Source organism: Pseudomonadota bacterium (assembly GCA_022361155.1).
Taxonomy (GTDB): domain Bacteria; phylum Myxococcota_A; class Polyangia; order Polyangiales; family JAKSBK01; genus JAKSBK01.
Map to the genome: position 1 here is coordinate 1 of JAKSBK010000553.1, position 1483 is coordinate 1483.

A 1483-nucleotide genomic window follows, 5' to 3' on the forward strand; every position below is an offset into this window, starting at 1 on the left:
CGGCGGCCGGAGATTCCAGCTCACTGCCGACACAGCCACGGCCTTGCGCTCGATGCGGGAGGCAGCGGCGGCCGATGGACTCAATGTGAGCAGGTCGTTGACGCTTACCTCCGCGTATCGGTCGGTGGCCGACCAAACAGTGGCCTGGAATGCTGCATTGGCAAGGTACGGGGACGCAAGGACCGCGAGACGTTGGGTAGCCCCCCCAGGAAGGACGGAACATCATACAGGAAGAGCGGTCGACCTTATCCTGGATCCAACGGTTAGAGGTCCCACCAAGTCAGGCAACGCAAGTGTGCTTAGGCAGAGCCCGGCGTTCCAATGGCTTCAACGAAACGCCGGCCATTTTGGCTTCAACCCTTATCACAGGGAACCATGGCACTGGTCGTTCAACGTTGGCTTCTTTCCGCTGTGAGTGTCGTCGTGAAGGAGCTTGGATGGATATCGGCTTGCGCGCTCTGGACGATTCTGAACCTCTCATGCGACCGCGGCGGCGAGACTGCCGTGAAGCCAGCAGACGAACACAACGAGTCATCGGCTCAGGTCAAGCCGAAGGTGCCGGATCCGCCTGTAGTCGAGGAAGAGAACCAAACTAAGAAGAGTACCGGTGAGCAGTCACCACAAGTGACCGCAAGCGCGGAACAAGTCCTTCCGCCTGTGCCGAAGGAGAAAGACTGGCCGGTCGCTCAACGCTGGCTGCACGCTATGGCAAAGGGAAACGCCGCAAAGCTCAGCGCGCTTTGCTCCATTCCCTTTCGAGTAACGAGCGCCGGCAAACCACATCCATGCGATTCCGTTGCCAAGGATACAGAAGGTGCAGCGAAATTGAGCAAGTGCCTAATAGAGAAGGAAGCACTCCTAGTCAATAGTGCAAAGCTTGCTACTCTTGATGCCTGGGAAAGAGTCACGCTGCCGTGTTCAGAAACCAGCCGACCTCTGCGAAGACTGCTGGGAAGGGTCAAGCATTGGCAATGTCTCCTAATACAGGGTGACGGCGTGAGTTATGACGTAGCACTTCGAATACGGCGGGACCGTTCCGGGGAAACGATTTCGGACGTCAGTTACCTTTTGGAGTTCTCGGGACCAGGTTAGGTAGTTCCTGCTGGAGGTTTGACCATCATCATCGTCGTCATATTGGGCCGGAAGCGACCGAAGGGAGCTTCCTGTGAGGGGGGGTCCGGGGGGGAGACTCGTAACCTGTGAACGGTCTGTGTATCAGTCCATGATCGCGACCAGATACGCGAAGCCGCGCGCCATCGCGATGTAGGTGATGTCCGCGGCCCACACCTGGTTCGGCCGCGAGACCTTCAGGTTCCGCAGCAAATACGGGAAAACTGGATGGTCCGGCGCTGGCTTGCTGGTGTTGGGCTTCGGGGCCATGCCTTCCAAATCCATCACACGCATCAGCCGCTGGATCCGCTTGCGGTTGACTTCCCGGCCCTCTGCTTTGAGGACCTGGACCATCTTGCGGCTGCCGAAAAAC

1 protein-coding gene and 1 pseudogene are annotated in these 1483 nt (G+C 58.3%); one reads left to right on the forward strand and one right to left on the reverse strand.

Going from position 1 to position 1483, the window contains the following annotated elements:
* Positions 1-375: 375 nt before the first annotated feature.
* Positions 376-1092, forward strand: a complete 717-nt coding sequence (locus MJD61_20550) for a hypothetical protein (GenBank protein MCG8557654.1) — start codon at positions 376-378, stop codon at positions 1090-1092.
* A gap of 126 nt (positions 1093-1218) precedes the next feature.
* On the opposite strand, the pseudogene MJD61_20555 reads toward MJD61_20550, so the two are convergent.
* Positions 1219-1483: pseudogene (locus MJD61_20555) on the reverse strand (IS3 family transposase).